The sequence below is a fragment of the Tessaracoccus terricola genome, assembly GCF_054776555.1.
The window spans coordinates 951,396-976,579 of record NZ_BAAHBS010000001.1 but is presented as its reverse complement, the minus strand read 5'-3'; the positions used below and the strand labels follow the sequence as shown (position 1 = coordinate 976,579).

At 70.1% G+C, this 25,184-nt stretch carries 23 protein-coding genes; 3 read left to right on the top strand and 20 right to left on the bottom strand.

The features are described from left to right. Window positions 1-260: 260 nt before the first annotated feature. From ACYU7G_RS04190 to ACYU7G_RS04160, 7 genes are all read right to left on the bottom strand, one after another. Window positions 261-2,030, bottom strand: a complete 1,770-nt coding sequence (locus ACYU7G_RS04190) for a glycoside hydrolase family 35 protein (RefSeq protein ID WP_461105061.1) — start codon at window positions 2,028-2,030, stop codon at window positions 261-263. Window positions 2,031-2,133: 103 nt separating this feature from the next. Further along, the gene (locus tag ACYU7G_RS04185) at window positions 2,134-2,691 is read right to left on the bottom strand and encodes a hypothetical protein (RefSeq protein WP_461105059.1); all 558 of its coding nucleotides are present in this window, start codon (window positions 2,689-2,691) and stop codon (window positions 2,134-2,136) included. Next, window positions 2,688-3,962 (bottom strand): DUF58 domain-containing protein, encoded by a 1,275-nt coding sequence (locus tag ACYU7G_RS04180; RefSeq protein ID WP_461105057.1) that lies wholly within the window; start codon window positions 3,960-3,962, stop codon window positions 2,688-2,690. Before ACYU7G_RS04180 ends, ACYU7G_RS04185 begins: the two co-directional genes overlap by 4 nt. Continuing rightward, window positions 3,962-4,939: an AAA family ATPase gene (locus tag ACYU7G_RS04175; protein ID WP_461105055.1), complete on the bottom strand. Its 978-nt coding sequence runs from the start codon at window positions 4,937-4,939 to the stop codon at window positions 3,962-3,964. Before ACYU7G_RS04175 ends, ACYU7G_RS04180 begins: the two co-directional genes overlap by 1 nt. Continuing rightward, the gene (locus ACYU7G_RS04170) at window positions 4,936-5,424 is read right to left on the bottom strand and encodes a hypothetical protein (protein WP_461105053.1); all 489 of its coding nucleotides are present in this window, start codon (window positions 5,422-5,424) and stop codon (window positions 4,936-4,938) included. The genes ACYU7G_RS04175 and ACYU7G_RS04170 overlap by 4 nt, the downstream gene beginning before the upstream one ends. Then, window positions 5,414-6,154, bottom strand: coding sequence for a DUF4129 domain-containing protein (locus tag ACYU7G_RS04165; protein WP_461105051.1), 741 nt, complete (start codon window positions 6,152-6,154; stop codon window positions 5,414-5,416). The genes ACYU7G_RS04170 and ACYU7G_RS04165 overlap by 11 nt, the downstream gene beginning before the upstream one ends. Window positions 6,155-6,163: 9 nt before the next feature. Beyond that, complete coding sequence (locus ACYU7G_RS04160) at window positions 6,164-6,790, bottom strand: class I SAM-dependent methyltransferase (protein WP_461105049.1); 627 nt, start codon at window positions 6,788-6,790, stop codon at window positions 6,164-6,166. Between the two features lie 104 nt (window positions 6,791-6,894). On the opposite strand from ACYU7G_RS04160, the gene ACYU7G_RS04155 reads away from it, so the two are divergent. Next, complete coding sequence (locus ACYU7G_RS04155; protein ID WP_461105047.1) at window positions 6,895-8,778, top strand: phosphoenolpyruvate carboxykinase (GTP); 1,884 nt, start codon at window positions 6,895-6,897, stop codon at window positions 8,776-8,778. A 119-nt stretch (window positions 8,779-8,897) separates the two neighbouring features. Here the strand turns inward: ACYU7G_RS04155 and ACYU7G_RS04150 are convergent, their stop codons facing one another. Next, the gene (locus ACYU7G_RS04150) at window positions 8,898-10,358 is read right to left on the bottom strand and encodes an MFS transporter (protein WP_461105045.1); all 1,461 of its coding nucleotides are present in this window, start codon (window positions 10,356-10,358) and stop codon (window positions 8,898-8,900) included. 280 nt (window positions 10,359-10,638) lie between these two features. Here ACYU7G_RS04150 and ACYU7G_RS04145 point away from each other — a divergent pair, with 280 nt between their 5' ends. Continuing rightward, window positions 10,639-11,643: a Gfo/Idh/MocA family protein gene (locus ACYU7G_RS04145; RefSeq protein ID WP_461105043.1), complete on the top strand. Its 1,005-nt coding sequence runs from the start codon at window positions 10,639-10,641 to the stop codon at window positions 11,641-11,643. A gap of 11 nt (window positions 11,644-11,654) precedes the next feature. Further along, on the top strand, window positions 11,655-12,509 hold the full coding sequence (locus ACYU7G_RS04140) for a sugar phosphate isomerase/epimerase family protein (protein WP_461105041.1): 855 nt from the start codon (window positions 11,655-11,657) through the stop codon (window positions 12,507-12,509). A gap of 127 nt (window positions 12,510-12,636) precedes the next feature. On the opposite strand, the gene ACYU7G_RS04135 is transcribed toward ACYU7G_RS04140, so the two are convergent. The 12 genes from ACYU7G_RS04135 to ACYU7G_RS04080 form a co-directional block, all read right to left on the bottom strand. Beyond that, the gene (locus ACYU7G_RS04135; protein ID WP_461105039.1) at window positions 12,637-13,806 is read right to left on the bottom strand and encodes a Gfo/Idh/MocA family protein; all 1,170 of its coding nucleotides are present in this window, start codon (window positions 13,804-13,806) and stop codon (window positions 12,637-12,639) included. A 103-nt stretch (window positions 13,807-13,909) separates the two neighbouring features. After that, window positions 13,910-14,983, bottom strand: a complete 1,074-nt coding sequence (locus ACYU7G_RS04130; RefSeq protein WP_461105037.1) for a Gfo/Idh/MocA family protein — start codon at window positions 14,981-14,983, stop codon at window positions 13,910-13,912. Between the two features lie 259 nt (window positions 14,984-15,242). After that, window positions 15,243-15,662 carry a heat shock protein transcriptional repressor HspR gene (locus ACYU7G_RS04125; RefSeq protein WP_461105035.1) on the bottom strand — a complete coding sequence of 140 codons (420 nt, stop codon included), beginning with the start codon at window positions 15,660-15,662 and terminating at the stop codon, window positions 15,243-15,245. 6 nt (window positions 15,663-15,668) lie between these two features. Beyond that, entirely contained in the window at window positions 15,669-16,823 is a 1,155-nt protein-coding gene (gene dnaJ / locus ACYU7G_RS04120; RefSeq protein WP_461105033.1) for a molecular chaperone DnaJ, read from the bottom strand. Between the two features lie 33 nt (window positions 16,824-16,856). Continuing rightward, complete coding sequence (locus ACYU7G_RS04115; RefSeq protein ID WP_461105031.1) at window positions 16,857-17,438, bottom strand: nucleotide exchange factor GrpE; 582 nt, start codon at window positions 17,436-17,438, stop codon at window positions 16,857-16,859. Next, the gene (gene dnaK, locus ACYU7G_RS04110) at window positions 17,435-19,312 is read right to left on the bottom strand and encodes a molecular chaperone DnaK (protein WP_461105029.1); all 1,878 of its coding nucleotides are present in this window, start codon (window positions 19,310-19,312) and stop codon (window positions 17,435-17,437) included. The genes ACYU7G_RS04115 and dnaK overlap by 4 nt, the downstream gene beginning before the upstream one ends. Window positions 19,313-19,465: 153 nt before the next feature. Then, the gene (locus tag ACYU7G_RS04105; RefSeq protein WP_461105027.1) at window positions 19,466-20,233 is read right to left on the bottom strand and encodes an ankyrin repeat domain-containing protein; all 768 of its coding nucleotides are present in this window, start codon (window positions 20,231-20,233) and stop codon (window positions 19,466-19,468) included. Further along, window positions 20,233-20,847, bottom strand: coding sequence for a DUF1707 SHOCT-like domain-containing protein (locus tag ACYU7G_RS04100; RefSeq protein ID WP_461105025.1), 615 nt, complete (start codon window positions 20,845-20,847; stop codon window positions 20,233-20,235). The genes ACYU7G_RS04105 and ACYU7G_RS04100 overlap by 1 nt, the downstream gene beginning before the upstream one ends. Window positions 20,848-20,857: 10 nt before the next feature. After that, window positions 20,858-21,688: an ammonia-dependent NAD(+) synthetase gene (gene nadE / locus ACYU7G_RS04095; RefSeq protein WP_461105023.1), complete on the bottom strand. Its 831-nt coding sequence runs from the start codon at window positions 21,686-21,688 to the stop codon at window positions 20,858-20,860. Window positions 21,689-21,761: 73 nt separating this feature from the next. After that, window positions 21,762-23,201: a threonine synthase gene (gene thrC, locus ACYU7G_RS04090; RefSeq protein ID WP_461105021.1), complete on the bottom strand. Its 1,440-nt coding sequence runs from the start codon at window positions 23,199-23,201 to the stop codon at window positions 21,762-21,764. A gap of 23 nt (window positions 23,202-23,224) precedes the next feature. Then, window positions 23,225-24,148 carry an ABC transporter permease subunit gene (locus ACYU7G_RS04085; protein ID WP_461105019.1) on the bottom strand — a complete coding sequence of 308 codons (924 nt, stop codon included), beginning with the start codon at window positions 24,146-24,148 and terminating at the stop codon, window positions 23,225-23,227. Then, entirely contained in the window at window positions 24,145-25,152 is a 1,008-nt protein-coding gene (locus ACYU7G_RS04080; RefSeq protein ID WP_461105017.1) for an ABC transporter ATP-binding protein, read from the bottom strand. The genes ACYU7G_RS04085 and ACYU7G_RS04080 overlap by 4 nt, the downstream gene beginning before the upstream one ends. Window positions 25,153-25,184: the final 32 nt, after the last annotated feature.

Genomic DNA, 25,184 nt, shown 5'->3' with positions numbered 1-25,184 from the left:
TTGTCGTGAGTGCTGCCGCTGTCGTGGATGCTGCCCCTGTAAGGGCAGCACCGACACGCAGCGGCAGCATCGACAAGCAAGCGCAGCGTTGAACCAGCGGCTGCCCTTCGAGGCTCGCTGCCGCTCGCACCTCAGGGAGACTGGGTTCGAGCGGCTGCTTCGGAGAACGACGGTCTCGACACGGGCGCGGAGCGCCCTACTCGACCAACGGGGCACGGTCTCGACACGGGCGGGGCGCCCTACTCGAACGACGAGGCCGGTCAGGAGCCGATGAACTCCTCGGTGGGGCCGAAGCTCGGCTCGTCGCGGACCTCGACGGTGGCGCCCAGCTCGTCCATCTCCAGCACCACGATCTCGTTGGCGCCGGCCTTCCACAGGGGGGCGGGCGCGTAGAGGGTCTCCTGCGGGCCGACCTTCCAGTAGCGGCCCAGCAGGAAGCCGTTCAGCCACACCATGCCCTTGCCGCTGCCGGGCAGGGCCAGCCACGCGTCGGCGGGGGTCTCCACCTGAACGGTGGCGCGGGCGACGCCGTCGGTGCCGGGCGTGCCGGTGGCCGGGACGGCGAGGCCGTCGTAGGTGCCGGGGGCGGTCGGGAACAGTGCCTGGTGGCTCCAGCCGTGGACGAGGCGGCGGTTGTTGACGCGGATGCCACCGAGGATGCCCTTGTGCTCGCCGACCAAGGGGCCGTAGTTGATGCGGCCGAGCTCCTCGACGACCACGGTCAACTCACCGCGGCGGGCGCCACCGGGCAGCTGCAGCGAGGTCTCGCCGTCGCGCTGCAGGGTGCCGATGCGCTCGCCGTCGAGGAAGACGACGGCGCGGTCGTGCAGGCCGTCGAGGTCCAGGCTCGCGCCCTCGGGGACGTCGATGGCGGCGCGGTAGACGACGACGCCCTCGGAGACGCCGAGCTGCTCGAAGGTCTGCGGCGCAGGCGTGGTCTCCCCCACGCTCGGTAGGCACTCGGCGAACTCGCGCAGGCCGACCACGGGCGTGAGTGCCACGGTCTGGGCCGGCTGCATCGGGGCGGGGGCGGGCGGATCGGGCAGTTCGCCGTCGTGGAAGGGCGCGAACGACGCCCGCGCGGCCTCGAACTTGGCGCCCAGCGCGCCACCCTCGCCGATGGGCGCGTCGGAGTCGTAGCTGGTGATGGTGGGCTCCAGCTTCTCGCCGTGGTTGGCGCCCGCCCACAGGCCGAAGTTGGTGCCGCCGTGGGCCATGTAGATGCTGACCGACCCGCCGGCCGCGAGGAGTTCGTCGACGGTGCCGATCATGGACTCGGCGGAGCGGACGTGGTGCTGCTCGCCCCAGTGGTCGAACCAGCCACCCCAGAGCTCGCTGCACATCAGCGCGTCCTCCGGGCGGCGCAGCTCGTCGGCCAGCGCCACGCCGGTGCCGAAGGTGAACGTGGGCAGGGCGCCGGCCACGCTGCCGTGGACCTGCATGTCCGTGGTGGTGCCGTCGGCGGTGGTGAGCAGTTCCACGATGCCGCGGGAGCGCAGGGCGTCGCGCTGGTGCTCCATGTAGGCGCGGTCGCTGCCGAAGGAGCCGTACTCGTTCTCCACCTGGACGGCGACGATCGGGCCCCCGTTGACCGCCTGCAGCGGCACCATCCGAGGGATCAGTTGGTCGTACCAGCGCTCGACGGCGGCCAGGTAGACCGGGTCGCTGGCGCGCACGGCCGCGGTGCGGGCGGTCAGCCACGCGGGCAGGCCGCCGTTGGACCACTCGGCGCAGATGTAGGGGCTTGGGCGCAGGTAGACGTCGAGCCCCACCTCACCGGCCAGGGTGACGAACCGCTCTAGGTCCCGCCAGCCCTCGAAGTCGAACTCGCCCTCGGTCTGCTCGTGGAAGTTCCACGCCACGTAGGTGTCGACGGTGTTGGCGCCCATTGCGAGCAGCCTGCGGAGGCGGTCCTCCCACAGGTCGGGGTGGACGCGGAAGTAGTGCAGACCGCCCGCGAGGATCCGGTAGGGGCGGCCGTCTCGCACGAGGCGGCCCTCGCCCCATGTGATTGTGGGGGTTTGGTTCATCGTGACTCCAGGGTCTAGCTCAGTCGCGCGCGGCGGAAACAGGGTCGGACCAGCGCATTCTTGCACTGATCAGACGTTTCAGCCGCACCGCGGCCCCGCTCGCTCAGGCGCGGTGACGGAGCCCGTGGACCACCACGGCAGTGCCCACCAGGCCCAGCAGCCCGAGTCCCACCCAGACCTGTCCTCGGGCCATGACCTCCGCGGGGATGGCGGCCACGGCGAGCACCAGCGCCACCCCGAGCGCGCACGCCGAGAGGTAGCCCAGCCCCCACCCGAGCAGCCGCCGCAACGCCCTGGGCCGCACGGCCGCGTACGACGGCGCGGCCGCGGCCTGCGCGCAGGCCAGGTGCGCCACCGCGAGCAGCCCGGCGAGGCAGGCGCCCTGCCACCACTGCGGCTCGCCGCCGAAGAGCCACCACACCACCACGACGCCGACGGCCAGCAGCGGCGCAGGGGACCCCGGCCGGGCCATCGCCCACAACCCGAGTGCCGCGATCACCAGCAGCAACGGCGTCGCCAGCGGCCCCCCGACCCACGCGGCACACAGCAGCCCGGATCCCAGCAGCCCGCCCAGCGCCAGCAGCCGGACCAGCCACTGGGCCGGGTCCGCGAGCCGGACGGCGTGCACCAGCGTGGCGGTGGTCTCGACCAGTTCCCTCACCTCGCCACCGCCTTGCGCGGGGCGGACCGGGCGGCCTCCATGGACAGCAGCACCTCGGCCAGGCTGGCAGTCCCGCGCCACTGCGTGACGGGGATGCCGAGGGCGCGCAGCCGGGCGAGGGCGTCGTCGCGTTGCATCCGGCGCAGCAGCCAGGCCTCGCCGAGCATGGAGTCCTTGTCGAAGCTGGCGATGTCCTCGAACGCGCCGATGCCGTCGGGCAGGGTGTCCACGCCGATCACCTCAGCGCCGAGCCTGCGCAGCCGCACCAGTTCGTCCTGCACCTCGCGCTCCAGCAGCGGCGAACAGAAGAACACCAGGGTGCCGCTGGTGATGGAGGGCACCTGGTGGACACGGCTCCAGTCGCGTCCGGTGCGGCGGGCGCGGGCCAGCACGTCGCGCACCATCCGGGCTTGCCGGGGCCCGGTCCCGGAGCGGACGGGACCGATCCGGCTGCCCAGGTCATGCACCGCCACGCGGTCCCCGAAGCCCACGTAGTGCTGGGAGATGGCGGCGACGGCGCGCACCGTGAGGTCCAGGCTGGTGGCGGCGTGCCGGTCTGCCGGGGTGATGTCGTAGAGGGTGTCGACGACGACGAGCACGTCTGTGTCGCGCTCGGTGAGCATGGCGTTGACGTGCACCGCGCCGCGCCGCGACGTGACGCGCCAGTTGATGCGGCGCAGCCGGTCACCGGGGCGGAACTCCCGCACCTCCGCGAGGTCGCTGCCGTCGCCACGCTCCCGGGAGCGGTGGGAGCCCACCATCCCGATCGGGTGGGCGACGCCGCTGCCGCCGTCGAGCGTCGCGGCCGCCGGGCGCACCGTGACGGTGAGGCCGTCAGTGGTGGCGTTGGCCGCCCAGGACCCACTGGGGTCGGTGGTCTGGACCAGGGCGGGCGGGACCTCGTAGCGGCCCCAGCGTTCGGGCTCGAAGCCGAACGCGAGCACACCGTCGCCCGGCGCGTCCAGGAGGGTGCCGGTGGCGGGGTCCCAGTCCGCGGACTCCAGTTGCGGCCACTGCACCGCGGCCAGCAGGCCGGGCGCGGTCCCCACCGAAACCCGGACCGAGTCACCCTCAGGGACGACGACGTGGCGCGGCCTCGCGCTGGGCTCCGCTCCGTCGCGGGGCCGGGCGAGCAGCGCCCAGCCGACGTGCACCAGGAACGGGACGGCCAGCACCAGCAGGTCCGGGCGTCCGAACAGCAGCGCGAGCACGCCCAGCACCAGTGCGCACACCTGCGAGCGCACCAGTGCCGGGGTGGCGTGGAACTGCATCAGGGCCGCCCCTGTGGCGCGTCGGGGACCGGCACCGAGTCCAGCACGGCGGCCACCACGCCGCTGGGCGCGACGTCACCCAGCCACAGTTCGGGCCTGATCACGATCCTGTGTGCCAGCGCGGGGACGGCGAGCCGCTTGACGTCCTCGGGCACGACGAAGTCGCGGCCCTCGATGAGAGCCATCGCCCGCGCGCACACCAGCAGCGCGAGCGAGCCGCGCGGCGACGCCCCGACGAGGGTGTCCGGGTGCTCGCGGGTGGCACGCACCACGTCGATGGCGTAGCGGCCGACGGACTCGGCCACGTGCACCTCCTCGACGGCGGCCTGCAGCGCGAGCACCCCGTCGGCGTCGATGACGGCGGCCACGCTCTGGTCCTCGCGCTTGCGGTGGATGCGGCGGGCGAGCACCTCCCACTCCTCGTCGGGGCTCGGGTAGCCGAAGGACAGCCGCAGCAGGAAGCGGTCCAGCTGCGCCTCCGGCAGCGGGTAGGTGCCCTCGTGCTCGATGGGGTTGGCGGTGGCCAGCACGTGGAACGGGCGGGGCAGGGCGAAGGTGCTGCCCTCGACGGTTACCTGGTGCTCCTGCATCGCCTCGAGCAGCGCGGACTGCGTCTTGGGCGGGGTGCGGTTGATCTCGTCGGCGAGCAGCAGGCCGGTGAACACCGGTCCCTCGCGGAAGGCGAACTCAGCCGTCCTCTGCTCGTAGATGAAGGAGCCGGTGAGGTCTGCCGGCAGCAGGTCAGGGGTGAACTGGGCGCGGGTGAACTCCAGCCCGAGCGCCTGCGCCAGCGAACGAGCGGCGAGGGTCTTGCCGAGCCCCGGCATGTCCTCCAGCAGCACGTGCCCGCCGGCGAGGACGCCCGCCAGGACGAGCGCCATCTGGTCCCGCTTGCCGACGAGGGCGCCGTCGACGGCGTCGAGCACGCGGCTCGTGATGGCGCTGGCTTCGGCGGTGGTGAGGGGTTGCGTGGTCACAGTGCGTCGATCTCCTTGAGATGGGTGTGCAGGGCACGTCGGGTCAGGGGGCGGGGGCGGCCGTCGCGGGCGTCGCGCAGGTAGGCGGAGAGTTCGGGACTGAGGCGGTCGGCGGCCCCGTCGACGGATCCGGCGAGCCGGTGTTCCACGATCTCGTTGAGAGTGCGGGCGACGGTGGCGGTCTCGAACTCGGCACCGGGCTGGGCGCGGCCGAGCACGGTGGCGAGGCGGCGGGTGCGGGTGTCGGCCAGGAACGCGGCCGCGCGTTGGGGCGGCTGCGGCCGCTCCCAGCCCGGCCTCGCGGGTGGCTCGGACTGGTCGGCCAGGAACCAGGTGCCGGCGGCCAGCAGCAGGCCGAGTAGCACCGTCGCCACCGGCTCGAAGCCGAGGCCCACCAGGCGGCCGATCACCACCACCAGGACGGCCGCTCCGGCACCCGCGCCCAGCCGCCAGGCCAGACCGCGCCACGGGGAGTCAGCGCGCATCGTCCACCCCCGCCCCGAGTTGGCCGGCGAGTCGTCCCAGGCAGTCGATGGCGCGTTCCCGGTCCGCGTTGCTGAGCACGTGGGTGGAGAACATGGCGCGGCGGTACAGCGCGACGAGCTCTGCCAGGGCGGCGCCGTCGACGCCCGTGCGGCCGAGGATGTCCACCGTGAACTCCTGCGACGTCTGGCTGGCGCCGCGCTCGATCCCGGAGTCCGCCGCGATGGTCTCCAGCCGGTGCCAGCACTCCACGATGGCGTCGTCCACGGCCACCCCGGAGCGCAGCGACGCGATGGTGCGGCCCAGTGAATCGGCCACCTGTTCCTCGTCGATGTCCGGCACTTCGACGGCGCTGCCGGTGGGTGCCGCGGCGCGGCGCAACTCGGGACGACGGACCGCGCGGGCCACCCGCACGACGAACCACACCACCACACCTGCGAGCAGTGCGATCCCGACGGCGACGACGAGCCGGCCGAGCCATTCGGGGATCTCCGGGGCCCACGGGCGCTCCGGCAACTGCTCCTCCATGCCCGGGGGCGCCACCGGGAGTTCCGACTCCGGCGGCAGCGGTGGCGGAGGGGGCATGGTGGGCGACTCGACGAGCACCTCCACCAGCGGTCCCCAGGAGCTGGTGGCACCGAGGGCAGCCAGCGCGAGCACGACGGCAGCCACGAGTGCGACGGCCACGAACCTCGTCGTCGGCCGACCAGTAGTTCGCTCCGGCGCAGGCACCACCCGAGTCTAGGGCCTGACCAGCCCGGTGTTGGTGGCGTGGAGGCGTTCGAGGATCCCGAACAGCTGCCGCTGTGACTCCACCAGCGTGAACCCGTGCTCGGCCAGCTTCGCGGCGGGGCGGCGCGTGAAGTGTTCGCCCTCGCGCGGGATGGTGAAACGCTCCACCAGCCGCTGCAGCCAGCGCAGCGGGGCCACCGTGGAGGAGACGTGGTCCAGCAACAGCAGCCGCCCGCCCGGCCGCAGCACGCGCGCCGCCTCTGCCAGTGCGGCGTCGTCGTCGGGGATGCAGCACAGGGAAAGGGTGCACACGACCGTGTCGAACGAGTCGTCGTCGAAGGGCAACTCGGCGGCGTCACCGACGTGCACCTCCATGTCGAGGCCGACGTCCCGGGCCCGTGAACGCGCCCTGCGGGCCCTCTCCGGCGCCCACTCGATGCCCGTGAGCTCGGTGCCGCTCGGGTAGTGGGGGAAGTTCAGGCCGGTGCCGACGGCCACCTCCAGGACCCTGCCCTGCGCCCGGGAGCACACCCACCCCCGTCCCGCCGCGAGCCAGCGGCGCTCCATGGGTGCGATCATCCTGTCGAACCTCGAAGCCTGCTGGTCCCAGTGTTCCCGGAACTTCTCCTCGGACATGGCGCCTCCCGTCGTCGAGACCCATTGTCCGCCCACCCGGTCCAGCACGCGGGAGGCGTGGCTAAGGTGGCACCAAGCCAGAGTCGCGCCCCGAAGGAGTGGAAGTGACCGAAGCACGACTGACCCATACCCGCACCGACCTGCCCGCCAGCGGCAGGGCCCCCACGCACCCGGGCATCGTCGCCTGGGTGGACGAGGTGGCGGCCCTCACCAGACCCGAGGCCATCCACTACTGCGACGGTTCCGACGAGGAGTGGGACCACCTCGTCGACGTGCTGGTGGCGGCCGGCACCGTGGTCCGCCTGGACCAGGAACGCAGACCCAATTCGCTGTATGCCCGCACCGACCCCGACGACGTGGCCCGCGTGGAGGACCGCACCTTCATCTGCTCGGTGGCCGAGGACGACTGCGGACCCACGAACAACTGGATGGCCCCGGCGCAGATGAAGTCCATCCTGCGTGACCGCTTCGACGGCTGCATGCAGGGCCGCACCATGTACGTGGTGCCGTTCTGCATGGGACACATCGACGCGGAGGACCCCAAGTTCGGGGTGGAGATCACCGACTCCGCCTACGTGGCCCTTTCCATGCGGATCATGACGCGGATGGGGGCCGAGGCGCTCGAGGCGATTGAGGCCAACCGCGCCCCGTTCGTGCCCGCGCTGCACTCGGTGGGGATGCCGCTGACCGAGGGCGTCGTCGACGTGCCGTGGCCGTGCAACGACGAGAAGTGGATCGCCCACTTCCCCGAGGAGCGCGCCATCTGGAGCTTCGGGTCCGGCTACGGCGGCAACTCGTTGCTGGGCAAGAAGTGCTACGCACTGCGGATCGCGTCCGCGATGGCGCGCGACGAGGGCTGGCTGGCCGAGCACATGCTGATCCTGCGGCTGACCAACCCCGCGGGCCGCGTGTTCCACGTGTGCGCCGCGTTCCCCTCGGCCTGCGGCAAGACCAACCTCGCCATGATCACCCCCACCATCCCCGGCTGGAAGGCCGAGACCCTGGGCGACGACATCGCCTGGTTGCGCCCCGGCGACGACGGCAGGCTGTGGGCCGTGAACCCGGAGACGGGCCTGTTCGGCGTCGCACCGGGCACCGGCGAGAGCACCAACCCCAACGCGATGCGGGCCGTCGAGGCCGGCAACTCCGTGTTCACCAACGTCGCCCTCACCCCCGACGGCGACGTCTGGTGGGAGGGCATGACCGACGAGGTGCCCGAGCGGCTGACCGACTGGAAGGGACGCCCCTGGACGCCGAAGGGCCCGGATGGTGGCCGCCCCAGCGAGAAGGCCGCCCACCCCAACAGCCGGTTCTGCACCCCCATCCGCCAGGTGCCGATCCTGGCCCCGGACTACGACGACCCCCGCGGCGTCCCCATCGACGCCATCATCTTCGGCGGCAGGCGGGAGAACACCATCCCCCTCGTCGCGCAGTCGCGCAGTTGGGCGCACGGCGTGTTCTTGGGGGCCGCCTGCTCGTCGGAGACGACGGCCGCCTCCACCGGATCGGTCGGCGTGCTGCGTCGCGACCCCATGGCGATGCTGCCGTTCATCGGCTACCACGTGGCCGACTACCTGCAGCACTGGATCGACGTCGGCAACGCCACCACCCCGGACAAGCTGCCCAAGATCTTCTACGTCAACTGGTTCCGGCGGGACCACGACGGGCACTTCATGTGGCCCGGGTTCGGCGAGAACTCCCGCGTGCTGAAGTGGATCACCGAGCGGATCGAGGGCCGGGTCGGCGCCGTCGACTCCCCCGCCGGTCAGCTCCCACTGCCCGAGGACCTCGACGTCACCGGCCTGGACCTGCCCGCCGACGACCTCGCCGCCGTCATCGGCTACTCCCCCAGCGAGTGGGCCGACGAGTTGCCCCGCGTGCGTCGGTGGCTGCGGTCCCTCGGGAGCAAGCTGCCCACCGAGATGCACGACGAGCTCTGGCTGCTCGCCGAGGCGATGGTGCGCCAGGTCTCACGGCCCGCCGGTTGAGGCGTGGTTCGACGCGCCCTGCTCGCGAAGCGAGCTGCGGGCGGCTCGACCGACGGGGAGCGCGGACGACGAGGGCCGCACCGTAACCGGTGCGGCCCTCGCGGTTCAGCTGGTTGTGGTCACTCGGCGGAGGTGGCCTCCGCCGACTCGGCACGACGGTCGGCGAGGATCCTGACGTTCTCGGCGACCTGCTTCTTCTTCAGCGGGTAGAGGAAGAGCAGCGCGACGGCGACGAGGATGCAGCCGATGCCGGGGACCAGGTTGGCGAGCATGTAGATGCCACCCTGGACGGCCTCGGTCTGGGCCTCGCCGGCGGCAGCGGCCACGGCGTCGAACCCGATCATGCCCAGGGCCACACCGATCAGGCCGCCGGCCAGCGCCTGGCCCACCTTGCGGGCCCAGGAGTAGATTGCGTAGACGGTGCCGTCGTCACGGGTCCCGGTGCGGACCTCCTGGAAGTCGATGACGTCGGTGATGAACGCCCAGATCAGGAAGTTGAACACCTGCACGGCGAACATCGCGATGGCGTAGAACACGATCCAGACGACGGGGTTCTCGATCTGGAGGAAGTACGCCACCACCAGCGCTGCACCGGCTACCAGCATCGCGACGATGCCCACCTCGGCCTTGCCGAACTTCTTGGCGAGCCAGGGCGAGATCACGACGAGGGCCAGCGACGGCAGGATGCCGGCGATGGAGGCGGGCGACTGCATGGCTCCGTTGCCGAAGTAGTTCAGGAACAGGTAGCCGATGATGCCGCCGAGGAACATGAACGTGATCAGCAGGAGCAGCGCGGCGACGATGAGGCCGAGCAGCGCCTTGTTGGTGACGACGGTGCCGAGCATCTTGCCGATGCCCTCACCACCCTCGGCCTTGGACTTGACCACGGAGGGGACGCGCTCGTCGACCAGGGCGTAGCAGACGGCGTAGCAGATGACGGCGAGCACGGAGCAGACCACCGCGGCGATCGTCATGCGGGGGCCGGAGAGGATCGCGACGCCGTCGGCGTTCACGGTGTAGACCACCAGCGGCAGCACGGCCATGATGACGAGGTTCGCGAGGGTGGCGCCGGTGGAGCGGAACACGGACAGCTGGGCGCGGTCGTCGGGGTCACCCGAGATGACCGAGGCCATCGAGCCGTAGGGGATGTTGATGGCGGTGTAGGCGACCGAGCCCCACAGCAGGTAGGTGGCCGTCATCCACACGATCTTGAGCGCGTAGGAGTCGAAGTCAGCTGCGAACGACATGTACATCAGCGCGGAGGCGACGGCCACCGGGATGGCGATGTACTTGATCCAGCGCTTGAACTTGGCCTGGCCGGCCCGCACGGGCAGGCGGTCCACCAGGATGCCCATGCCGACGTCGGTGAAGCCGTCGATGAGCCGGGCGCCCAGCAGCAGGAGTCCCACGTGGGCCGGGTCGACGCCCACCACGTTGGTGAAGAACAGCATGAAGAACGCCGACTGGAGGATGAAGGTGAAGTCGTTGCCGAAGTCACCGAACATGTAGCCGATCTTGTCGCGCATCCCGAAGGGTCGCTTGGTGAGCTTGCCCTGGTACGCCTGTGTTGTCGCGGTCATCCCAATACTCCGATCCGGACAGCGTCTGCGCTGCCCACGATTCTGGTGAGGTTGGGTGCTGGCCAGGCACCCGTTTCCAACATTCTGCATACGAGGAACTCGTTCGGCATTGCGATTTCACTAACTTGCATTCAGCCTCCCTGCCCCGCGTGCAACTCACTGCACCTCCTGTCCCCGCGGGCCCGGACGTGCCAGTCTGGGGAGAAGGTGTCGGCCCGGCAGGGCCACGGCCCGCAACGGTTCGGGCGCGTCCCGGACGCGCGGAATGGAGGGTGGAGACTTGACCAGGTACAGAGCGGCAGTCGTCGGCTGCGGAGACGTCGCGGTGGTGCACTTCGCTGCACTCGCCAACTCGGACCAGGCAGAACTGGTGGCCGTGTGCGACGTGGACCCGACGGCGCTGGCGGCGGCGACGAAGCAGTACGGCGTCAGGGGTTACGCGTCGGTGGAGGAACTCCTCGCAGCAGAGGACCTGGACGTGGTGCACGTGTGTACCCCGCACGACCAGCACGCTCCCGTGGCCATCGCCTGCCTCGAGGCCGGCGTCAACGTGCTCACGGAGAAGCCGCTCGCGGAGTCGCTCGAGGCGGCCGACAGGATCATCGCCGCGGAGGCAGCCAGCTCAGCGAAGCTCGGTGTCTGCCTGCAGAACCGTTACAACGTGCCCATCCAGGTGGCTCGCAAGCGCCTCGAGTCGGGCGAACTCGGCCGGATCGTCGGCGGCGCCGGGACCGTCCTGTGGTTCCGCGCACCCGAGTACTACCGCGCCAAGCCCTGGCGCGGCACCTGGGCCAACAGCGGTGGCGGTCTCCTGATGAACCAGGCCATCCACACCGTCGACCTGCTGCAGTGGCTGATGGGACCGGTGGAGAGCGTCGCCGGCTCCGCACACACCCGCGCCCTCGGCGAGGCCATCGAGGTGGAGGACACCGCGGAGATGATGCTCACGCACGCCGGCGGCACCCGCAGCATCTTCTACGCCACCAATGCCCACACCATCAACGACTCCGTGCTGGTGGAGGTGGTCACGGACAAGGCGGTCCTGCGGATCGGCCCCGAGCTGACCATCACCCACCAGGACGGGCGGGTCGAGACCATCACCCCGGCCCCCGCCGAGGCCGGCGGCCGCGACTACTGGGGCACCTCGCACGAGGACCTGATCCGTGACTTCTACGCGGGCCTGGACAGCGAGGAGCCGTTCTGGATCACCGCCGACGAGGCCCGCCGCAGCCTGGAGATCATCGCCCAGGTGTACGAACAGAGTTTTCCCAACAGAGTGAAGTGAAGGAGAAGCCAATGTCCCGAATCGGTTTGCAGGTCATGACGGTGCGCGAGGAGTTCGCCAAGCTCGGCACCTACGAGACCTTGAAGAAGATCGCCGGGGTCGGTTTCCGCGACCTCGAGATCTCACAGGTCCCCATGACACCGGAGAACGTGGCGGAGATGAAGCGCGCGAAGGAGGACTTCGGCCTGGAGATCTCCTCGATCTCCGCGCCCCTCGACGCCCCCGAGGGCGCCGACTCCCTGAGCGGCACCATGGACAAGATCATCGCCGACAGCCGCGCCCTCGGCGCCGAGTTCGTGCGGATCGGAATGATGGACCTGCAGTCGCTGCGCGCCAAGGACTCCGTCGTCGCCTACGCCCGCCGCGCCAACGAGGCCGCCAAGCAGCTGGCCTCCGAAGGCATCACGCTCTGCTACCACAACCACCACGTCGAGTTCGCCCGCCAGGACGGCCAGCTGGTGCTCGACCTGATCCGCGAGAACGCCCCCGACCTGCGCTTCGAGCTGGACCTGCACTGGGTCCACCGCGGCGGCATGCAGCCGGTGGAGTTCCTCAAGGCCTACGAGGGCGTCGTGGACCTGGTCCACCTCAAGGACTACCGGATCGGGGCGCTCGGCGACGACGCCTACGAGGCCATGGGCAAGGGCGACATCGCCGCGTTCATGCTGCACTTCGGCAACGTCGTCGAGTTCGCCGAGGTGGGCGAGGGCAACCTGGACTTCCCCTCGATGATCACCGTCGCAGAGGCCGTCGGCGCCAAGCACCTGTACGTGGAGCAGGACTCCACCTACGGCCGCGCACCGTTCGAGTCGCTGCAGCTGTCGTATGACAACCTCGTCGCGATGGGCTACCAGGACAAGTTCTGACACCCCGGGCGATGAGCGCAGTGTGGTGATTGTGCGGGCGCACCGTCACAATCACCACACCTTGGCCGGTCGATGAACCGACAATGGGGGGCGACCAGCAGGTCGCCCCCCATTGTCGTGTCCCGGATCAGGCCTCGCGCTGCGGGAACTTGTCCTCCTGCGCGATGCGGGAGTTGAGCTCGCCCAGGTAGCGGTCCTCGGCACCCACCAGCGGAACCTCCTCCCCGGTCCAGGCCGACAGGTGGATCGCGTTGGCCAGCCGCACGCCGTTGATGCCGTCGGCGCCGGGAGCGATCAGCTCCGTGCCGTCGAGAATGTTGGCGGCGAAGTTCACGAGCACACCGGCATGCTGCTCACCCCAGGGGGAGTCGAACTCCTTGGTCTCCTGCGAGTAGAGCGTGCTGGGGTCCAGCTGGCCCATGAACAGCTTCTTGACGTCGTCGAAGGTCATGTCCGCCGAGAGCTCGCGCTCGGGCTTGTTCAGCCGGCTGACGGTGACGGTCTTGCTGTTGTCGACGACGATCTTGCCCTGGTCGAGGAGGATCTCGAACCGGTCGGTGCCGATGAGGTCGTGCGTGGCGGTCACGAACGTGCCGGTGGCTCCCTCGCCGTAGTCCACCAGCGCGGTCACCTCGTCCTCGACGACGATGTCGCGCTGGTACCCGAAGGACGCCTTCGCGTACACCGACTTGGGCGCACCGCAGATCCACTGCCACAGGTCCAGCTGGTGCGGGGCCTGGTTGACGAGCACGCCGCCGCCCTCGCCGCCCCACGTCGCGCGCCAGGCGCTCTGGTCGTAGTAACCCTGCGGGCGCCACCAGGTGGTGATGATCCAGTTGCTGCGACGCAGCGCGCCCAGCTCACCGGAGTCCACCACTTCCTTCACGTACTGGTAGAGGGGGTTGTTGCGCTGGTTGAACATGATCGCGAACGTCAACTCGGGCTTGGTCTCGGCGAACCGGTTCATCCGCTCCACCTGCGACGCGTAGACGCCTGCGGGCTTGTCCACCAGGACGTGCAGGTCCCGCTCCATCGCCTCGATCGCGATGTCCGGGTGGTCGTAGTGGGGCACCGCGATCACGATGGCGTCGACCTCGCCGCTGTCCAGCAGGCCGACGTGGTTCTCGTAGAGCTTCACGTCGGGCAGCAGCTGGGCAGCGGCCTGGCGCTTGTCCTCGTTGTGGTCACTGACTGCGGTTACGGTGATGTTGGGCAGGCGGCCCTCGGCGGCCAGTGAGCCGTAGAAGCCCCCCTGCGCTCCGAACCCGATGATGCCGAGCCGTACTTTCTGGGTCATTTCGTGCGGACCTCCCTTGTCCTAGGTTCCATCGACTCTAGGTCTGGTCAGACGGCCCGGGCCAGCTCTTGCCGGAAGTTGCAGGGGGTTGCCGCCCCGGTGCTCAGGCGGTCAGGACGCGCGCCCCCGCCTGGGCCTTCAGCGCCAGTTCGACGGCCTTGAAGATGTGCTCCTGGGTCATCGCGTTCTCGGTGCGGTTGAGGCAGTCGAGGACCATCTCGCCGAAGAAGGGGTAGCCCACCTTGCCGTTGGCGTTGAAGTAGTGCTCGCCCTCGTCATTGACCATGTAGACGTTGTCGGGACCGTCGTCGGTGGTGACGTTCAGGTACTTGCGCAGCTCGATGTAGCCCTTGGTGCCGAGCAGGAACGAGCGCCCGTCGCCCCACACGGACAGGCCGTCGGGGGTGAGCCAGTCGACGCGGAAGAACCCGGTGGCGCCGTTGTCGCAGACGATGCTGGCCTGGCCGAAGTCGTCCAACTCGGGGTACTCCGGGTTGTTGTAGTTGGCGATGGCCGAGTCCGTGACCTCGGCGTCGTCAGCGCCGGTGAAGTACAGGATCTGCTCGCAGTTGTGGCTGCCGATGTCGGCCAGGATGCCGCCGTAGCGCTCCTTCTCGAAGAACCAGTCCGGCCGCGTCGGGGCGTTGAGTCGGTGCGGGCCCATGTTGAGGACCTGGATGACGCGCCCGATGGCGCCGTCGCGCACCAACTGGCCGGCCATCACGGAGGCCTCCACGTGGAGGCGCTCGGAGTAGTAGACGTTGTACTTCTGCCCGGTGCGCGCCACGGCCTCGCGGACCCGGGCCACCTGGTCCAGCGACGTCATCGGGGTCTTGTCGGTGAAGTAGTCCTTGCCGGCCTCCATCACGCGGATGCCGAGGTCCGCGCGCAGGTTGGGGATGTCCGCGGCCGCGACCAGCTTCACGTCGTCGTCGCCGAGGATCTCCTCCTCACTGGCGGCCACCTGCACGTCGGGGAACTTGGCCTTGAACGCGGCCACCTGCTCGGCGTCGTCATCGTAGACGAACTTCAGCGTGGCGCCGGCGCCCAGCAGCCCGTTGACCATTCCGAAGATGTGGCCGTGGTGGAGCCCTGTCACGGAGAACGTGAACTCCCCCTTCTCAACCACGTGATCGGGGATCGCATCCGGGGCGTAGTTCATTCCATCAGTGCTCATCGGGGTCTCTCTCAGCTCGCACGGTTCGGATGCACGTCACTGTAGTCGGCGAGTTCTGTCCCCGCCCGTGCGCCCTGTGAAGGGGGCCCGGTTTCGACACGGGCTGCTCGCAGAGCTCGCCGGCCCGGCTCAACCGACGGGAACCAGCGACACGGCCGGGTTTCGACACGGCCTGCTCGCAGAACTCGCCGGCCCGGCTCAACCGAAGGGGGCGGCCGGCTCAACCGACGGGGATGGCCGGCTCAACCGACGGGAGGGGTCAGCGGGGCGGAAGGGCGAGGCGGCGGGTGGCGCGGTAGCGGCCGTGGTGGACGTCGCCGGTCGCCTCCGCGGTGAAGATGCGGGCGGCCTCGGGTGAGTTCTGGACGCGGTGGAGCGTCTCGTTCAGACGGGCCACCTGCTGCTGCAGCGTCTCGATGTGCTCCTCGAGCTGCAGGATCCGACGGATGCCCTCAAGGTTGATGCCCTCATCCTGGCTGAGGCGCTGGATGTGGCGCAGCCGGGCGACGTCGCGCAGCGAGTAGCGCCGGCCGCGGCCACGGGCACGGCGGGGCACCACCAGACCCAGGCGGTCGTAGCCGCGCAGGGTCTGGGGGTGCATGTCCGCGAGCGACGCGGCCACCGACACCGGGAACACCGGTGCGTCGTGGTCGAACTGCTGCGGAAGGTTGGCGGTCATGACCGATCAGCTCCCGAAGAGGGCAGCCCGTGGATCTTCCTGCCCCGACTTCTCGGTGTACTCGAGCAGCGCGGCCTTGGCGGCCTCGCTGAGGTGCTCCGGCACCTGGACCTCGATGGTGACCAGCAGGTCACCCATCGTCCCGTCGGACCTGCGGGCGCCCTTGCCGCGCACGCGCATGGTTCGCCCGTTGGGCGTGTTGGGCGGGATCCGCAGTTTCAGGCTGGAGCCGCTGAGGGTGGGGATGGTGATCTCGGCACCCAGGGAGGCCTCGGCGAAGGTGACCGGCACCTCGAGGGTCAGGTTGCTGCCGCTGCGGCCGAAGATCTTGTGCGGGGTGACGTGGACGGTGACGTACAGGTCACCGGCGGCACCGCCGTTCTCGCCGGCGGCGCCCTTGCCCTTGACGCGGATGCGCTGGCCGTCCCCGACGCCGGCGGGGATGCGCACGTTCATGGACTTGGCGGACTTCGCCCGGCCGGATCCGCCGCAGTCGGGGCACGGGTTCTCCACCAGCAGGCCGCGGCCCAGGCAGTCGACGCACGGCTCGCTCATCGAGAACACGCCACCGGAGGCCGCGCTCTGCATGCCCGAGCCCTCACAGCTGGGACAAACCTTGGGCAGGGTGCCGGCCTTCGCCCCGGTGCCGCGGCACGAGGGGCAGGGGCTGTCCGACGGGAACCGCATGGACACCGTCGTGCCCTCGACGGCCTGCTCAAAGGTGAGCTTGACCTCGCCCTCGATGTCCGCGCCGCGCCGCGGTCCGCGGGTGGAGGCCCGACGCTGCGGGCCGTCGTTGTTGAACAGGTTCCCGAACAGGTCCCCGAAGCCGCCCGCGGCCCCGGACCCGGCGTTTCGGAACAGGTCCTCGAATCCCCCGCCACCCGGGGTGGTGCCGGGCCGGCCGAAGCGCAGCCCGCCACCTCCGAACAGGCTGCGTGCCTCGTCGTACTCCTTGCGCTTGGCGGGATCGCTCAGCACGGAGTTCGCCTCGGACGCCTCCTTGAAGCGGGCGACGGCGGCCTTGTCACCCGGGTTGGTGTCCGGGTGGTTGTTGCGGGCGATCTTGCGGAACGCCTTCTTGATCTCGTCGTCGCTCGCGTTCTTGGAGACGCCCAGAATCTTGTAGTAGTCCTTCTCGATCCAGTCCTTGGTACTCACTGGGCGACCTCCTCGAACGTCAAGCTGTTGTGATTATGACGGGTTGGCGACGCCCACCCGGGCGGGGCGGATGACCCGCTCGCCCAGGGCGTAGCCCTGCTGCATCACCTGGGAGACGGTGGTGACGGTGACGCCACCCTCGATCGGGATCTCCATCAGGGCGTCGTGCCGGTTGGGATCGAACTCCTCGCCGACCTCGCCGAAGGACACCAGCCCATACTTGCCGGTGACCTTCTCCAACTCGTCGGCCACGAGCTTGAAGCCCCCGGCCAGGTCGTCGTGGGTGCGGGCCAGCGAGATGCTGTCCAGGACGGGCATGAGGTCCGTGACCACGGCCTCGATCCCGGCCTGCCGGGCGAGGTTGCGGTCACGGTCCACGCGACGCTTGTAGTTCACGTACTCGGCGGACAGGCGCTGCAGGTCCTCGGTGCGCTCGGCGGCCACGGCCTCCCAGTCCGTCGCCTCCTCCCCCGCCTCGGCGGCGGGGGAATCGGCTGCGGCCTCGGCCGTCGCGGCGGGCTGCTCGACGGTGCCCTCGAGCGGCTGCTCGGCAGCGGCCTCGGACTCCTCGTGCGGCAGCGGGCCGACGACTTCCTCGTGGGGGTGGTTGGTCACTTGTTCTCACCCTCGCCGGGGGTCTCCTCGACGATCTCCGCATCCACCACGTCCTCCTGGGAGGCTGCACCGTCGGTGCTCTCGCCGCCCTCGGCGTCGGTGGCCTCGGAGCCCTGGGCACCCTGGGCGGCCTGGGCGGCGGCGTACATCGCCTGGCCCATGGCGGCGGCCTTGGTGTTGAGGTCCTCGATCGCGGCCTTCACCTCGTCGTCGTTGTTCTCGCCCTTGAGGGCTTCCTTGAGCTTGTCGAGGGCCTCGACGACGGGCGCCTTGACGTCGTCGCCGATCTGCTCGGCGTTCTCCTCGAGGAGCTTCTCGGTGCGGAACACCAGCGCGTCCGCCTCGTTGCGCATCTCGACGGCCTCGCGCCGCTTGCGGTCCTCCTCGGCGTGCGCCTCGGCGTCCTTGACCATCTTCTCGATGTCCTCCTTGGCCAGCGCGGAACCGCCGGTCACGGTCATCGATTGCTCCTTGCCGGTGGCGAGGTCCTTGGCGCCGACGTGCACGATGCCGTTGGCGTCGATGTCGAAGGTGACCTCGATCTGCGGGACCGAGCGAGGAGCCGGCAGCAGGCCGGTGAGCTCGAAGTTGCCGAGCGACTTGTTGTCGCGGGCGAAGTCACGCTCGCCCTGGTAGACCTGGATCATCACGGCGGGCTGGTTGTCCTCGGCCGTGGTGAAGACCTCGGAGCGCTTGGTCGGGATGGTGGTGTTGCGCTCGATGATCTTGGTCATCACGCCGCCCTTGGTCTCGATGCCGAGGCTCAGCGGGGTGACGTCGAGCAGCAGCACGTCCTTGACCTCGCCCTTGAGCACGCCGGCCTGGAGCGAAGCGCCCAGTGCGACGACCTCGTCGGGGTTCACGCCCTTGTTGGGCTCCTTGCCGCCCGTGAGCTCCTTGACGAGCTCGGCGACGGCGGGCATGCGGGTGGAGCCACCGACGAGGAGGACCTGGTCGATCTTGTCGACGGAGGTCTTGGCGTCGGAGATGACCGCGTTGAAGGGGGCGCGGCAACGCTCGAGCAGCGACTGGGTCAGGCGCTGGAACTCGGCGCGCGTCAGCTTCTCGTCGAGGTGCAGCGGGCCGGCGGCCGAGGCCGTGATGTAGGGCAGGTTGATGGCGGTCTCGGAGGCCGAGGACAGCTCGATCTTGGCGCGCTCGGCGGCCTCCTGGAGGCGCTGGCGGGCCATCTTGTCCTGCGACAGGTCCACGCCGTGCTTGTTCTTGAACTGGGTGACCAGCCAGTCCACGACGGCCGCGTCCCAGTCGTCGCCACCGAGGCGGTTGTCGCCCTTGGTGGCCTTGACCTCGAAGACGCCGTCGGCGATGTCCAGCAGCGAGACGTCGAAGGTGCCGCCACCGAGGTCGAACACCAGCACGGTCTGCTCGACGTCGCCCTTGTCCAGGCCGTAGGCCAGTGCGGCGGCGGTGGGCTCGTTGATGATGCGGTCCACCGTCAGGCCTGCGATCTCGCCGGCCTCCTTGGTGGCCTGGCGCTCCGCGTCGGAGAAGTAGGCCGGGACCGTGATGACGGCGTTGGTGACCTGCTCACCGAGGTAGGCCTCGGCGTCGCGCTTCAGCTTCTGCAGCACGAAGGCGGAGATCTGCTGGGGACGGTAGTCCTTGTCGTCGATGTCGACCTTCCAGTCAGTGCCCATGTGGCGCTTGACGGAACGGATGGTGCGGTCGACGTTGGTGACGGCCTGTCGCTTGGCGACCTCGCCGACGAGGACCTCCCCGGACTGCGAGAACGCGACCACAGATGGGGTGGTGCGGGCGCCTTCGGCGTTGGGGATGACGGTGGGCTCACCGCCCTCGAGGACTGCGACGACCGAGTTGGTGGTGCCGAGGTCGATGCCTACTGCACGAGCCATGGGTTACTCCTCAATGTGTGCGAAAGTTCTGGATCCCTTGAGCGGGTATGACTCAACCTTGCCACGAGGCAGGGTCGATCACAAGTTGGATTGAGCGGATCAGGCTCAACCCTGAGACGGTTCAGGGATGTGCGGGCGCTGGCCTGCGAGTTCTCACCCGTAGGCCTTGGGGATCACCTCGTAGCCGTGCTCCTCGAGCCAGGCGATCACCGCCTCACGCTCCCCGAGAGCCCGCTCGTTGAGGATCTCCCTGTCGTAGCCGAAGTAGTAGTCCTGGAACGAGCTGCCGGAACTGGTGGTGGCCTCCGGGTCCGCGCCCGCCTCCAGCAGCACCAGGAGTTGGGCACCACGGTTGACGCGGGCGCACGCGTGCAGCGCCCGCCCGCCGTTGCGATCCGCGCCGTCCACGTCGGCGCCGCCGTCGATCAGCAGTTGCATGGCGAGGGCGGAGGAGGTCACGCAGGCCACCGACAACGGGGCCTCCCCGGTGATCGCATTCTGCGCGCTGGGGTCCGCGCCGCCGGCGAGCAGCAGCGGGATCATCCGCTCCCCCACCGCCGTCGGGGTGTCGACGTCGACGGTGTCCTCCAGCGGCGTCTTCCCGGAGACACCATTGAGGTTCGGGTCCGCCCCGACGTCCAGGAGCGCCACCAGGCCGTCGTCGCTCTCGGTCAGGATCGCCCACTGCAGGACGGTGCGCTCGTCCAGGCCCTTCGCGTCAGGGTCCGCGCCCTCGGCGACGAGGCGACGCACCTCGTCCGCGTCCCCGGCCGCCACCGCCTCGGCCAGCGCGACGGCGTCGGCGTCGGTGAAGTGGTCGGCGGCCTCCGGCGGGGGCTCCGGGGCGGGCAGCAACGAGCAGGCGGGGAGCAGCGTCACCCCCAGGACCGCCGTCGCGAGCCGGGCCCGGCGCGCGGCCATCAGCGCGTGGACTTCTGCAGCTTCACGTCGCTGCCCGCCCACCACAGGAAGCCCTTGATGACCAGGGTGCCGTTGGAACCGTCTCCCTTGGCCTGGCTGTCCACGTCGTTGCCGGCCATGATGGCCAACGACTCGTCGATGACGCGCACGCCCTCGGGCACGTAGATGTTGTGGCCGGCCATGATGCAGTGCAGCTCGAGCGTGACCACCACGCCGGGGCCCATGGCCTCACCCAGGTGGATGTCGTCGCCGCCCCACCAGGCGAAGTTGCGGTACAGCGTCGTCCCGGGGGCGATGTCCACGGACTTGCCCGCCATGACGGTCAGCGAGACCGTCTCCGGTGACGACGCGGCCGGCGGCGGGACGTTCGGGCGCACCGTCGGCGCATCGCCGGCGACGGCTGCGGGCAGCAGGTGGGATCCCTCGGGCAGGTCGTCCACAAGGTCTGTCACCTCGTCGAGGTAGCGGATCTGCAGTGCGAGGTCCTGCCGCTCGCCGAGTTCCTCGACGCTCAGCCGACCCGCGGCGTGGGCCTGCTGCAGGACCGTGAGCACGGCGTCGCGCTCCTCGTCACTCGCACGGACACGTTTCCGGGGCACCGGGTGGTCGGACATGGCGAAGAGTCTACTCAGCGGGACGCCACCAGTCGTCGAGGATGGTCACCGGCACGGTCCGCTTGTGGCGGGTGCGCAGCCACTTGGTCTCGATCTTCTCCGCGACGTCGCCGGGCACCTCGCGACCCTCGAGGTAGTCGTCGATGTTGTCGTAGCTGATGCCCAGCTCGTCCTCGTCGGTGCGCAGCGGCTGCCCGTCGAGCAGGTCCGCGGTGGGGACCTTGCGCCACAGCGCCTCGGGGGCGCCGAGGTACTGCAGCAGCTGCCGGTTCTGGCGCTTGTTGAGCCCGAACAGCGGCAGCACGTCCGCGCCGCCGTCGCCGAACTTGGTGAAGAAGCCGACCACGGACTCGGCGCCGTGGTCGGTGCCCAGCACCAGCAGGTTGCGCTCGCCGGCGAGGGCGTACTGGGCCACCATCCGCATCCGGGCCTTGACGTTGCCGCGGTTGAAGTCCGCGATGTCACGGCCGGTGGCGTCCTCGAACGCCTGCTCCATCCCGTTGACGGCGGCTGCGATGTTGAGGGTCACCTCGCTCTGGGCGGCGACGAAGTCCATGGCGGCGACGGCGTCGGCCTCGTCGGCCTGCACGCCGTGCGGCAGCCGCACCCCGACGAAGTCGGCCTCCACGCCGTCGGCCCGCAGCCGATCCACCGCGAGCGAGGCGAGGCGGCCGGCGAGGGTGGAGTCCACGCCGCCGGAGATGCCCAGCACGAAGCCGCCGGTGCCGGTGGCGCGCAGGTACTCGCACAGGAACCCGACACGACGGTGCACCTCCGCCTCGGGGTCGATCTCCGGGCGCACGCCCATCTCCGCGATGATCCGGGACTGTAGTTCACGCATGTGGCCACCCTAGGCCCCCTGCGTTACGTCGGCGTTGCGGAGCGCAAATGCGCCAGCTGGATTTTCTTGTCGGTCAGTCGAGCTCGGCGCGGATCAGCGCCTTGACGGCCTCGGCGTCGTTGGGGACCTCGACGACGTGGCGGGGCAGGTCCTCGATCCCCTCGAAAACCGCGGGGCGGGGCGGCACGATGCCGAGCGCCTCGGTGATGGTGGCGCCGAACTTCACGGGCAGCGCGGTCTCGAGTGCCACCACCGGCCCGTCCAGTTCGCCTGCGGCCAGCAGAGTGCGGGCCACGTGCACGGCGTCGGCGGTGTGGGGGTCGATGAGGGTGCCGTCGGCGGCGTGGGTCTCGCGGATGCGGGCGAGCCGGTCGGCGTGGGTGGAGGAACCTGTGACGAAACCGAAGCGCTCCAACTGCTCGGAGAAGGCCGGCTCACCGGAGAGGTCGAAGGAGCCGCGCTCCCTCAGCTCGGTGCCGAACAGCTCGGCCACGCGGGCGCCGTCGCGACCCAGGAGGTCCGCGACGAAGCGCTCGAAATTGGAGGCCTTGGAGATGTCCATCGACGGCGACGACGTCTCGTGGGTCTCCGCGGAACTGCGCACCCGGTAGTGGCCCGTGCGGAAGAACTCGTCGAGCACGTTGTTCTCGTTGGTGGCCAGCACGAGGCGGTGGATCGGCAGGCCCATCCGGCGGGCGACGTGGCCGGCGGCGATGTTGCCGAAGTTGCCCGACGGGACGGCGAAGCTGACGGGTGCACCGTCGGGCGAGACCTGCAGGAAGGCGGCGAAGTAGTAGACCACCTGCGCCAGCACGCGGCCCCAGTTGATGGAGTTCACCGCCCCGACGTTGTACTGCCGCTTGAAGGCGGCGTCGGCGTTGATCCCCTTGACAATGTCCTGGCAGTCGTCGAAGACGCCCTCGACGGCGATGTTCGTGATGCCCGGATCGTCGATGGAGAACATCTGGGCCTGTTGGAACGGGGTCATCCGGCCCAGCGGGGAGAGCATGAACACCCGCACCGCCGGCTTGCCCATGAGGGCGTACTCGGCGGCCGAGCCGGTGTCGCCGGAGGTGGCCCCGAGGATGGTGATGGTGGCGCCGCGGCGTTCCAGCTCGTACTCGAACAGTTCGCCGAGCAGCTGCATGGCCATGTCCTTGAAGGCTGCGCTGGGCCCGTTGGACAGGTGCGCGAGCCACAGCCCGTCGGGCAATTGGGTCACCGGCACGACGGCCGGGTCGATGAACTTGCCCGGTTCGTAGGCTCGCTCGACGATGCCGCGCAGGTCCGCCGCGGGGATGTCGTCGACGAACAGGGACGCCACCTCGAACGCCAGAGCGGCGTAGCCGTCGGTGCGCAGCAGTTCGCGCCAGCGCGTCAGGGTCTCGGTGTCCACCCGGGGGTAGGACGCGGGCAGGTACAGGCCGCCGTCGGGTGCGAGCCCCTCGAGGAGGATGTCGCAGAACTGGCGGCCCTCGGAGGCGGAGTCGGCCCTGGTGGAGATGTAACGCACGCCCGACAGCCTACCGGGCGGCCTCAGCGCAGCAGGTCGCGCTTCCGGAAGCTGATCGCCCCGATGACCACCGTCGCAGCCACCAGCACGACGCCGTAGGCCAGGGCCTGCCAGAACCCGGCCACCACCACCGGCACCGACTCCTGCAGCACCGGGTCCCAGCGGTAGTACTCGTACTCCTGGTAGAGCAGCGCCATCAGGTTCGGGGTGGGCAGCAGCCACATCCAGTTGGGGAACACGTTGCCCGCACTGGTCATGGCGAACTCCGAGACCATCAGCGCCAGCAGCCCCAGCCCCACGGCCAGCAGCGTCGAGCCCGTCACGAAGGCGAGCGCGGCCGCCAGGGCGGCGACGAGGACCGCCGTGACCAGCATGCGCGCGATCCCCAGCGGGAGATCCGCCGACGCCGTCAGGTCACCCGCGCCCCTGACCATCAGGAACGAGATGGTTCCGATGACGAGGCCCGTGACGACGTAGGCGACGGTCATCGCCACCGCCCCTGTGGTGGCGGCGACGAGTCTGGCGAACATCACCGGCAGCCGGCGGGGCGTGAACGTCAGCTGGGTGGAGATGGACCCGGAGCGGAACTCGCCCCCCACCAGAGCCGCGGCCAGCACCGCTCCGAGCGCGACGAACAGGATCCCGAAGCCGACGACCGAGCGCATGTACGGCTCGTAGTCCATGGGCTGCCGCAGGAAGTCCGTGACGACGGGCTCGGGCCACTGGGCGCACTCCTCGGGGAAGTCCTCACACTGCTGGTCCCGCTCGGCCACGCTCTCCTCGTAGTTGCGCTGGGCGATGGCGTGGTCCTGGGCATCCAGCGGCCGCGTGGACGAACTCGTGGTGACGGCCCCGAGCGCGGCCACCAGCAGCGCCGCCAGCAGCACCAGCCACGTGACCCGGCGGCTCACCAGCCGCAGGAACTCGGCCCTGAGCAGGTCCGTCATGAGGCACCCCGGTTCCGGTCGAAGAGCCTGGGACGCGAGGACGGCCGACCCTGGGTGGCGCTGAGGTGCTCGTCGGCGGTCAGGTCCAGGTAGGCCTGCTCGAGGGTGGCCCGCGCCACGACCAGGTGCCGGGGGTACACGTCGACGGCGGCGAGCGTGCGGGCGACGTCGCGGGGGTCGGCGCGCACGCCGTCGCCCCGGGTCACGTGCAGCCGGCCGCCGACGACGGTGCTGCGGTAGCCGGCCCGACGCAGCGCCTCCGCGGCCACGGCGTTGTTGTCCACCTCGATCTCGACGTTCACCTCGTCGCCGGAGAGGAACTCCGAGAGCTCCCCCTCGGCGATGACCCGGCCACGGCCGATCACGCTCACGGAGTCGGCCACCTGCTCGATCTCGCTGAGGTCGTGGCTGGAGACCAGCACGGTGCGGCCGGCGTCTGCGAGGGCCCGCATGGTGGTGCGGATCTCGTGGATGCCGGCGGGATCGAGTCCGTTGGTGGGCTCGTCGAAGATCAGCAGCTGCGGTTCCTTCAGGAGCGTGGCGGCGATGGCCAGGCGCTGCTTCATGCCCAGTGAGCACTGCTGGAAGCGGGTGTCGCCGCGGCCGCTGAGACCCACCTCGAGCAACACTTCGGTGACCCGGCGACGGTTGACGCCGAGCGACATGGCGAGGATCTCGAGGTTTCGGCGCAGCGTGATCGAGGGGTAGAACTTCGGCGACTCGACGATGGCGCCCACCCTGTCGATCACCTCGGGCAGCTGTTCGGGGACGGCGTGGCCGAAGATCTCCATCTGGCCGCCGTCGGCGTGCACCAGCCCCAGCAGCATGCGCAGGGTGGTGGTCTTGCCGGACCCGTTGGGGCCGAGGAACCCGTGGACGGCACCGACTGGCACGTGCAGATCCAGCCCCGCGACGGCGACCGTGCGGCCGAAGCTCTTGGTCAGGTCCCGCGTCCGCACGGCCCACTGCCCGGGTGCCCGGCTCCAGCGTTGGTCGACGTTCATGGCCCCCAACCTATTCGTGCGCCACCGGGCGG

Bases quoted from the DNA above. Each gene is read 5' to 3' on its own strand.
- ACYU7G_RS04190 (WP_461105061.1), bottom strand. From the start codon at position 2,030: ATGAACCAAACCCCCACAATCACATGGGGCGAGGGCCGCCTCGTGCGA.
- ACYU7G_RS04180 (WP_461105057.1), bottom strand. From the start codon at position 3,962: ATGCAGTTCCACGCCACCCCGGCACTGGTGCGCTCGCAGGTGTGCGCA.
- ACYU7G_RS04170 (WP_461105053.1), bottom strand. From the start codon at position 5,424: ATGCGCGCTGACTCCCCGTGGCGCGGTCTGGCCTGGCGGCTGGGCGCG.
- ACYU7G_RS04160 (WP_461105049.1), bottom strand. From the start codon at position 6,790: ATGTCCGAGGAGAAGTTCCGGGAACACTGGGACCAGCAGGCTTCGAGG.
- ACYU7G_RS04150 (WP_461105045.1), bottom strand. From the start codon at position 10,358: ATGACCGCGACAACACAGGCGTACCAGGGCAAGCTCACCAAGCGACCC.
- ACYU7G_RS04140 (WP_461105041.1), top strand. From the start codon at position 11,655: ATGTCCCGAATCGGTTTGCAGGTCATGACGGTGCGCGAGGAGTTCGCC.
- ACYU7G_RS04135 (WP_461105039.1), bottom strand. From the start codon at position 13,806: ATGACCCAGAAAGTACGGCTCGGCATCATCGGGTTCGGAGCGCAGGGG.
- ACYU7G_RS04130 (WP_461105037.1), bottom strand. From the start codon at position 14,983: ATGAGCACTGATGGAATGAACTACGCCCCGGATGCGATCCCCGATCAC.
- ACYU7G_RS04125 (WP_461105035.1), bottom strand. From the start codon at position 15,662: ATGACCGCCAACCTTCCGCAGCAGTTCGACCACGACGCACCGGTGTTC.
- dnaK (WP_461105029.1), bottom strand. From the start codon at position 19,312: ATGGCTCGTGCAGTAGGCATCGACCTCGGCACCACCAACTCGGTCGTC.
- ACYU7G_RS04105 (WP_461105027.1), bottom strand. From the start codon at position 20,233: ATGGCCGCGCGCCGGGCCCGGCTCGCGACGGCGGTCCTGGGGGTGACG.
- ACYU7G_RS04100 (WP_461105025.1), bottom strand. From the start codon at position 20,847: ATGTCCGACCACCCGGTGCCCCGGAAACGTGTCCGTGCGAGTGACGAG.
- nadE (WP_461105023.1), bottom strand. From the start codon at position 21,688: ATGCGTGAACTACAGTCCCGGATCATCGCGGAGATGGGCGTGCGCCCG.
- ACYU7G_RS04085 (WP_461105019.1), bottom strand. From the start codon at position 24,148: ATGACGGACCTGCTCAGGGCCGAGTTCCTGCGGCTGGTGAGCCGCCGG.
- ACYU7G_RS04080 (WP_461105017.1), bottom strand. From the start codon at position 25,152: ATGAACGTCGACCAACGCTGGAGCCGGGCACCCGGGCAGTGGGCCGTG.